Origin of the sequence: uncultured Campylobacter sp., from assembly GCF_937997595.1 — a bacterium.
Classification (GTDB): Bacteria; Campylobacterota; Campylobacteria; order Campylobacterales; family Campylobacteraceae; genus Campylobacter_B.
On the sequence record NZ_CALKTS010000088.1, the window covers coordinates 1 to 8,439 of the forward strand.

Consider the following 8,439-nt stretch of genomic DNA (forward strand, 5'->3'; position numbering starts at 1 on the left):
AAGAATTCCAAGAATTCCAAGAATTCCAAGAATTCCAAGAATTCCAAGAATTCCAAGAATTCCACTCACCTCAAAAATCATAGTTAAAATTTAGCAAACTCAGGACTTGATTGCTAAAATTTTATAAAATTTATATAAAAACCTTGACATCTTGCCACTCAATGTTGTATAATACTAGCAATCTTACCGAAAGAGTGCTAAAAGTGAAAACGAATAAACGTGATATAATCCTGGAATCCATCATTTCCGCCTATCTCGATAGCAACACCCCGATCGGATCTTCCGAGCTGGGTGAGCGTATGGGCGTAGCGATGTCCGCGTCTAGCATTCGAATTTATTTTAAGCGCTTAAGCGACGAGGGGGCTTTGACGCAGCTTCATGTAAGCGGTGGTAGAATCCCCACAGTTGCGACGATGCAGGATTACTGGCGCGCTAGACTTAGCTTCGACGATGAGTTAAAAATAGACGATGCTCGCGAGCTAGAAGCGGTGCTTGAGGATTTTGAAATTTACTGTATGATTTTCAACGCCGAAAACGAAGCCCTAAGCGAAGTTATCAATCACGATGATCGCTTCATAATCCTTACATTTAGAACGGATGAGATTATCTTAAAATACGATTTTAGAGTTTTTAAATTCCTATCAAATTTAATAGGAATTTCACTCGGAGATTTGGAGTTAGCCTCGATGCAGATCGGTCTGCGCGAGCTTAGCACAAAAATTAAAGAGCTAAAAAATTCTAAAATCGAATTTCTTTGCAACGAGGTCGTAGCGTATAAAATTTTCAAAGACGAGCGGTTTAAAATTTTACTCAACCCCTCGATCGCCGTAAATTTTACTAAGAATTTGATCTTCGCGCCCTACTTCGAGCACGGATTTATGGGGATCAAACGCCCCGTAAAATTCGAAGGCGAGGACGCTACGATGATCTGCGCAGGCAGCGTTTACGAGAATTACGAGAAATTTTTTAACTACGCTAAAGGAGTAGCATGAGCCATAAATTTAAAGAGCACGGCGATAAAAACGCAGCGTGCGATAGTGAAGAAAAAGAGGTTTGCGAGCAGTGCGCGTCAGAGGCGAGCGAGCCACAAGAGGCGCAGACATGCGACGATACCGATGCGCAGATACAAAAGCTTCAAAACGAGCTGAGTGAGATCACTGATAAATTTTACCGCGCCAATGCGGATTTTGAAAATCTCAAAAAACGTTTGGAAAAAGAAAAAGATAGCGCTGTTGCTTACGCTAGCGAGAGCTTTGCGAAGGATCTGCTGCCGATAATCGACGCGCTTGAGGAAGCCGCCAAAATTGATGTGGAAGGTAATGAACTTGCAGATAAAATTGAAGTCGGCGTAAAACAATGTCTAAGCCTTTTTACAAAGACTTTTGAAAAATACGGTATCGTTCCGATAGCGACGGATGCGGGATTTGATCCTAGCGTGCATAACGCTATTTCGATGATTGAAGCCGAAGGCGCTAAAAAAGGCGATATCGTTCAAGTATATCAAAAAGGCTATATGTATAAGCAGCGCGTTTTGCGCGCCGCTATGGTAGTAGTGGCGAAATAATCGCTCAAATTTTAAAATTTTAAATTCAACACAAAGGATAAAAAATGGCAAAAGTCATAGGCATCGACCTAGGAACAACAAACTCGTGCGTAAGCATATTCGAGCGTGGCGAGAGCAAGATCATACCGAACAAAGAGGGTAAAAACACCACTCCGTCGGTAGTCGCTTTCACCGACAAAGGCGAGGTTTTAGTAGGCGACAGCGCCAAGCGCCAAGCCGTCACTAACCCGGAAAAGACGATCTACTCGATCAAGCGCATCATGGGTCTTATGATGAATGAAAAAAATGCGCAGGAGGCCAAAAAGCGCCTACCGTATAAAATCATCGACCGAAATGGCGCGTGCGCGGTAGAGATCGCGGGCAAGGTTTATACGCCGCAAGAAATTTCAGCCAAGGTGCTAATCAAGCTAAAAGAGGACGCCGAGGCGTTTTTGGGCGAGCCCGTCGTAGATGCGGTTATAACCGTGCCTGCATATTTCAACGATAGCCAAAGAAAGGCTACAAAAGAAGCAGGAACAATCGCGGGTCTAAACGTGCTTCGTATCATCAACGAGCCGACCGCAGCGGCGCTTGCGTATGGACTGGATAAAAAAGAATCCGAAAAGATCGTCGTTTACGATCTAGGCGGTGGTACATTCGACGTAACCGTGCTAGAAACCGGCGATAGCGTCGTAGAAGTTTTAGCTACCGGCGGTAATGCGTTTTTGGGCGGCGATGATTTCGATAACAAGCTGATCGACTTTTTAACCTCGGAATTTCAATCTGAAACAGGCATCGACTTGCGCGGCGACGTCATGGCTATGCAACGCCTAAAAGAGGCTGCGGAAAACGCCAAAAAAGAGCTAAGCAGCGCGATGGAAACGACGGTAAATTTACCTTTCATCACTGCTGATGCCACAGGTCCAAAGCACCTGATGAAAACCATCACCAGGGCCAAATTTGAAAGTATGATCGATTCTTTGGTAGATGAGACCATAAGCACTCTAAAAAAGGTCGTAAGCGACGCGGGACTAAGCATGAACGACATCAAAGAAGTCGTCATGGTAGGCGGCTCGACGCGCGTGCCTTTAGTGCAAGAGGAAGTCAAAAAGGCTTTCGGCAAGGAGCTAAATAAGAGCGTAAACCCTGACGAAGTCGTAGCAATCGGCGCAGCGATCCAAGGCGCGGTCATCAAAGGCGACGTAAAAGACGTGCTACTGCTCGACGTCACTCCGCTAAGCCTCGGCATTGAAACCCTAGGTGGCGTGATGACCAAGATCATCGAGAAGGGAACTACAATACCTACGAAAAAGTCTCAAACCTTCTCGACAGCAGAGGATAATCAAAGCGCCGTTACGATCAACGTCTTGCAGGGCGAGCGCGAGTTTGCGAAAGACAACAAATCGCTAGGAAATTTCAATTTAGAGGGCATCATGCCCGCTCCTCGCGGCGTGCCGCAGATCGAGGTGGAATTCAACATCGATGCGAACGGAATCTTAACCGTTTCGGCAAAAGACAAAGCCACCGGCAAAGCAACCGATATCCGCATCACCGGCTCAAGCGGCTTAAGCGACGCCGAAATCGATAAGATGGTAAAGGACGCCGAGCTTCACAAAGAGGAAGACAACAAGCGCAAAGAGACCGTCGAAGCGCGCAACCAAGCCGATAGCATCGCACATCAAACCGAAAAGAGCCTAAGCGAGATGGGCGAGAAGGTGCCGGGCGATCTACGCGCCAAGATCGAGGGCGCACTAAATGATCTAAAAGCCGTGCTAAAGGATGAAAACGCGAGCAAGGAAGCGATAAACTCTAAAGTAGAAGCCCTAAGCAAGGTCGCCGAGGATCTATACAAGGCTGCCAGCGCAAATCAAGGTGCGCAAGGCGGATCGCAAAGCAGCGGTGCAAACGGCGGTAAAAAAGATGACGACGTCATCGACGCCGAAGTCGAATAACACCATCGCAAAGTAAAATTTTATAACCGCGCGCTCGGTAGTTTTGCCTGCGCTTGAAAAGTAATTTTACCGGCACGCGGCAGAAGCAACCCTATAAACCGCGCATAAAATTTCATAGCTTCACAAGCTTGGGCGTTTTTCATACGCCCGAGCTTAACTGCTATTTCAAATTAAATTCCCAACAAACTAAAATTTTGAGTCACACATAAATACTACTAAATTTTGCGCTGTATAAATCTCGCTAGACATTAGAGCATATCCGAACGCGATCGAAATTTCTCCGCACTGATCCCAAATATAGCTGAAATTTTAAGCCTATCGCCTACAAACGGCACTGCGATAAATTTAAAAGTATGGCTAGAAAGTAAAAAATGTATCGTAAAAAGACGCGGTAAAAAACGCCTGTTAAATTTTAGAAGCAAAATAGCTAAATTTAAAGGCGCGCAGATTGATTTATTAAAAAGCAAAAGCCCAAAGGCGACGCTTTGCCTTTGGGCTTTAAATTTAGCCTTATTTAGCTAGAGCTAGTTCTTGCGAGTATTCGCATCAGGGGTGAAAAGCGGCTTATTTAGCAGCTTGAAATCGCCCACGAACTTCTGCCCCTTCTCGCTAGTGATCCATTTGATGAAGCGATGCGCGTTTTCATAGTCGGCTTTTGGGCAGTGCTTAGGATTGACCGCGATTACGGAGTAAAAATTCTTCAGATCGTTATCGCCTTCGTTGATGATAACCATATCCGGATTGCCCTTTTTATTGTCCTCGTATTTGATGTAGGTGCCGCGATCGGTGAAGGTCACGCCCTTTTGCTCGGCGGCTGCGTTGATCGTAGCGATCATGCCTTGACCGGTTTGGTTATACCACGCCTCGTTTTCAGGCACGGCGCCATCGACCTTTTTCCAAATTCCTTTCTCTTTGTTATCGGTGCCCGATTTGTCGCCGCGAGAGAAAAATTTAATCTTCTCCGCCTTGATTAGCTCAAACGAGCCCTTAAGGTCTTTGCCTTTAAATTTAGGCGCGATGGATTTATCGGCGATGAGGATAAAATCGTTATACATAACGGGCGTGCGATCAACACCGAAGCCTTTTTCTACAAATTCTTTCTCGACCTTCGGCGAATGCACGAAAAGTATGTCCGCATCGCAGTTCTCGCCAAGCTTTAGAGCAGCACCCGTACCTACCGCCGTCCATTTGATATCGACGCCGGTTTCCGCCTTATACGCAGGATAGATAGCGTCTAGCAAGCCCGTATTATCGGTGCTCGTTGTAGTTGCCATCACCAAATCGTTATCGGCGGCAAAAAGGCTCGCACTAAGAGCGAGCGAAACAAAAAATATTTTTTTCATGTTATCTCCTTTAAAAAATATGCTATTATAGCATATAAATTTGCCAGAATAGAACATTTAGGACACAATCTTGGACTTTATTTTAGAAGGAATTTTAAGCGCATTCGGACTGCTTCTTAGCGGCGATGCGGAGACATTTTCGGCGATTAAGGCGACGCTTTATACTTCGAGCATCTCGATACTTTTTGCGATTTTAATCGGCTTTCCGATAGGATTTATCCTCGGATTTTACGAATTTCGCGCTCGCAGAACGCTTAGGCTTTTAAGCGACGTAGCGCTTGCGATGCCCACGGTAGCGATAGGACTGATCCTTTACGCTTTCATCTCCAGAAACGGCCCTTTGGGCGAGCTGGGGCTACTTTTTACGCTTAAAGCCGTGATGCTCGGACAGTTTGCGCTGGCGCTTCCCATCATCGTCTCGCTAAGCGCCAGCGTCATCGAAAATATGGACAAAAAGCACTATCTAAACATCATGAACTATCGCCTAAGCCCGCTAAATTTAATCCTTTGCGTGCTTTACGAGCTACGCTACGGCTTGCTGGTCGTCATCGCCACCGCTTACGGGCGGATCGTCGCCGAGGTGGGCGTAGCGATGATGATCGGCGGCAATATCAAATATTTCACCCGCACGATCACCACGGCGATCTCGCTTGAGACCAACAAGGGCGAGTTTGCGATGGGTATAGCGCTCGCGCTGGTGCTGATTTTAATAGCGTTTGCGGTAAATTTAGCCATCCACGCGCTAAAAAGGCTGGATCGATGAGTGCAGATAAGCTAAAGCGTCCGAGTAAAAATTTCACGGACAAAAACCGGGCGGAGGCGGAGAGGGAGAGCGAAAATTTTATGAGCGCAAATTTAACGGACGCAAATTCCGCCCCCGAGAATACTACGCGCGTAAATTTCGCCGCCGAGAATTCTGCGAATAAAAATTCCACTGCGGCAAATTATAAGAGTAAAAATTCTGCGACCGAGAATTCCATTAGCGCAAATTCTGCGGGTAAAAATTCCAAAAACGAGAATTTCGCGAGTGAGAAATTTACGGATAAGAATTCCGCCGCGCGATCTGTACCCGATAGCAATCTGATCTCGGTGCGGGATCTAGTGCTGCGCTACGGACGGAGCGAAATTCTAAATATCCCTAGCCTCGATCTAAATACGAGCGGCATCATAGCGCTTTTGGGTTCCAACGGCAGCGGCAAATCCACGCTACTGCGAATTTTGTCCTTTTTGCAGCATCCAAGCAGCGGCAGCGTGGAACTTTGGGGGCAGCGTGCGCCATCTTTGCAGACGCTGCGGCAGACCTGCTTGCTGCTGCCCGAACCCGTGCTTTTAAAACGCGGCGTGGAGCAAAATTTTAAATTTGCGCTCAAAAGTCGCGGCGCGCTTGCGGAATTTGACGAGCGAGTGGATGAGGCGCTCAGCCTAACGGGACTTGATAGAAGTTTTTTATCAAAGAAGCATTTCGAGCTTAGCTCGGGGCAGACGCAGCGCATCGCCTTTGCGCTCGCTCTGGCGCAGCGCGCGAAGCTCTATCTGCTCGACGAGCCGACCAACAGCCTCGATCTTGCCGCCTCCAAGCTCTTTGCGCGCGCGATTTTATTTATGCGAAGCCGCTACGGCTGCGGCTTTATCATCGCCAGCCACGATGAGAAATGGCTCAGCGCGATCGCGCAAAGAAGCGTGTTTTTGCATCGCGGCAAGATATGCGAGTTCGAATACAAAAATATCTTTGACGTGCAAAACGGGATTTTAAAATTTTCGGATGAAATTTCGCTGCGCCTTGAAGAGGGGCTCGCACGCGCTCGCAAAATCGCGATAAATCCGAGTAAAATTTTATTATCACAACACCCGTTTGAGCGCTGCTTTGCGGGGATTTTGCACTCGGTTTCGCTTCAGTACGGCTCCTCGCTGCTCATCAAGATCAAGGCGGGCGACGTGTTGCTAAAATGCGTCACGGCGCAGGATGAGCGGCGCTGGAGCGCGGGCGAGAGGATCTATTTCAGATTTGAAAGCGGCGCGTTTTTAGGGCTGGAGTAACGCGATACGGCTATTTTAAAGTTTTTCTCTATTGCGCCAGCTTTTCGAGCTGCGAGCCTATCGCTCTTTTTATTAAAATTTAGTTCGAGCTTTCTTCAAATTTAAACTCTCCTATGTTCTTTTTAAATGCTTCAAAGTATTTATTGACAACGGCTTCATCTTTAGTATACGCTTGATATAATTTTAGTAATTCCAAGGTCGTTATTATTAATATACCTTCACTTTTTGCATAGTTTATTTGATTGGCATGTATCAGCTCCCTTTTGCTAGGCTCTATGTCGCGTTGAGGGTTAACTATCAGCAGACCTTTTACATTGCCAGGAGACTTGGTATCGTCTTCGGCTATTAAATCAGTTACATGTTTCTTGCACTGTGCTATATTGCTATTTTTGATGTTTGTATTTATTCCTTTTATCTCTACCATAAAGTTAATATATTCAAATTCGAATCTAAAATCTTCTTTTTTCACATCTGTAAAATGACTGTCTGACAACTTAAAAATATCTACCAAAATTTCCTTTACCACACCAACTAACTCATCCCCATTTGAATATAGGATTGATTTGAATCTATTGTTTTTAGATATTTCTTTTTCTAATACATCAAGCTGTTTTAATATTTCATCTTTTTCACTCAAATAACTTTTATTGCTAAAATATTCTATATTGTTTATCCACTCTGGAGCTATAGACTTATGGTATTGAGATAATATAAAATCAAGCATCACGCTAACCTCATTATTATCTTTTATATCTAATGTTGTTATATATATGCTATCCATATCCAATATAACATCTTTTCCACCGTTTGACTTTTTTAATGATCTATATACGGGCTCATCAAAAACAAAATCAGATAAAAACGTGTAATTATCTATTTGAGTTTCGCTTCTTTCGTATCTAATAGCTGGAAAATTATGCATCATTGATGATAAAGAATCTGGAAAATATTTGATTATACTAGATATTTTTATATTTGAAGTATCTGTTGCCCAGTCATCTTGAGCGACTTTCTTTATTATTATATTTTGCGGTATTATTATCAAAATATTGCTTTTTTTGGTTTCTTTAAGTATCTTTGATAGCAAGATAGAAATATTTTTAATATGTGTACATATTTTTCTATGCGCACCAAATTCCCACAATATACTACAATTAAAATCTATGACATTAAAGTCAAATTCGTCAAAACTTCTCGGCTCACTTATTTTACTTATACAAAAATTCTCATCCTTTAAAAAGCAAGAGCGTTGAGTTAGTATTTGAATCTTCATTTTATACTCCAGGTGGTTTATATAGCTCGCATAAATTCTAATTTTTACATATTAAATTTTATCTTTTTTGTGCTTAGAAAATCTTCCCGCCGAACATCTCATACATCGCCTTTTCCTCGCCCCAAAGATCTCGGTGTTTTTTGATGCAGGATTTTATCGCGCCCACGAGATATAGCACGTCTTGCTCGGTATGTGTATAGTGCAGGCTCACGCGCACGAAGCCGGGCTTGCTCTCAGGCATGCGCCCCTCCTTGATACCCAGCAGATCGTGAGCGTACGGCCCCGCGCACA

7 protein-coding genes and 1 pseudogene are annotated in these 8,439 nt (G+C 44.5%); 5 read left to right on the plus strand and 3 right to left on the minus strand.

The window, feature by feature from the left end; all coding sequences use genetic code 11:
- Positions 1-203: 203 nt before the first annotated feature.
- Genes Q0614_RS03215 through dnaK form a run of 3 tightly spaced genes read left to right on the plus strand, consistent with a single transcriptional unit; the run spans position 204 to position 3,495 of the window.
- Entirely contained in the window at positions 204-992 is a 789-nt protein-coding gene (locus Q0614_RS03215; RefSeq protein WP_298786493.1) for an HrcA family transcriptional regulator, read from the plus strand.
- A complete protein-coding gene (locus Q0614_RS03220) occupies positions 989-1,564 on the plus strand; it encodes a nucleotide exchange factor GrpE (protein ID WP_297881939.1) in 576 nt (191 codons plus the stop codon). The genes Q0614_RS03215 and Q0614_RS03220 overlap by 4 nt, the downstream gene beginning before the upstream one ends.
- 44 nt (positions 1,565-1,608) lie before the next feature.
- Complete coding sequence (gene dnaK, locus Q0614_RS03225) at positions 1,609-3,495, plus strand: molecular chaperone DnaK (RefSeq protein WP_298082870.1); 1,887 nt, start codon at positions 1,609-1,611, stop codon at positions 3,493-3,495.
- A gap of 524 nt (positions 3,496-4,019) precedes the next feature.
- On the opposite strand, the gene tupA is transcribed toward dnaK, so the two are convergent.
- On the minus strand, positions 4,020-4,838 hold the full coding sequence (gene tupA / locus Q0614_RS03230; RefSeq protein WP_298786496.1) for a tungstate ABC transporter substrate-binding protein TupA: 819 nt from the start codon (positions 4,836-4,838) through the stop codon (positions 4,020-4,022).
- A 70-nt stretch (positions 4,839-4,908) separates the two neighbouring features.
- Here tupA and tupB point away from each other — a divergent pair, with 70 nt between their 5' ends.
- Positions 4,909-5,601 (plus strand): tungstate ABC transporter permease TupB, encoded by a 693-nt coding sequence (tupB, locus tag Q0614_RS03235; RefSeq protein ID WP_298758588.1) that lies wholly within the window; start codon positions 4,909-4,911, stop codon positions 5,599-5,601.
- On the plus strand, positions 5,598-6,875 hold the full coding sequence (gene tupC / locus Q0614_RS03240; RefSeq protein WP_298786498.1) for a tungstate ABC transporter ATP-binding protein TupC: 1,278 nt from the start codon (positions 5,598-5,600) through the stop codon (positions 6,873-6,875). The genes tupB and tupC overlap by 4 nt, the downstream gene beginning before the upstream one ends.
- A 79-nt stretch (positions 6,876-6,954) precedes the next feature.
- Here the strand turns inward: tupC and Q0614_RS03245 are convergent, their stop codons facing one another.
- Entirely contained in the window at positions 6,955-8,148 is a 1,194-nt protein-coding gene (locus tag Q0614_RS03245) for a hypothetical protein (protein ID WP_298786500.1), read from the minus strand.
- A 73-nt stretch (positions 8,149-8,221) separates the two neighbouring features.
- Positions 8,222-8,439: pseudogene (locus tag Q0614_RS03250) on the minus strand (aminotransferase class V-fold PLP-dependent enzyme); the annotation flags it as partial.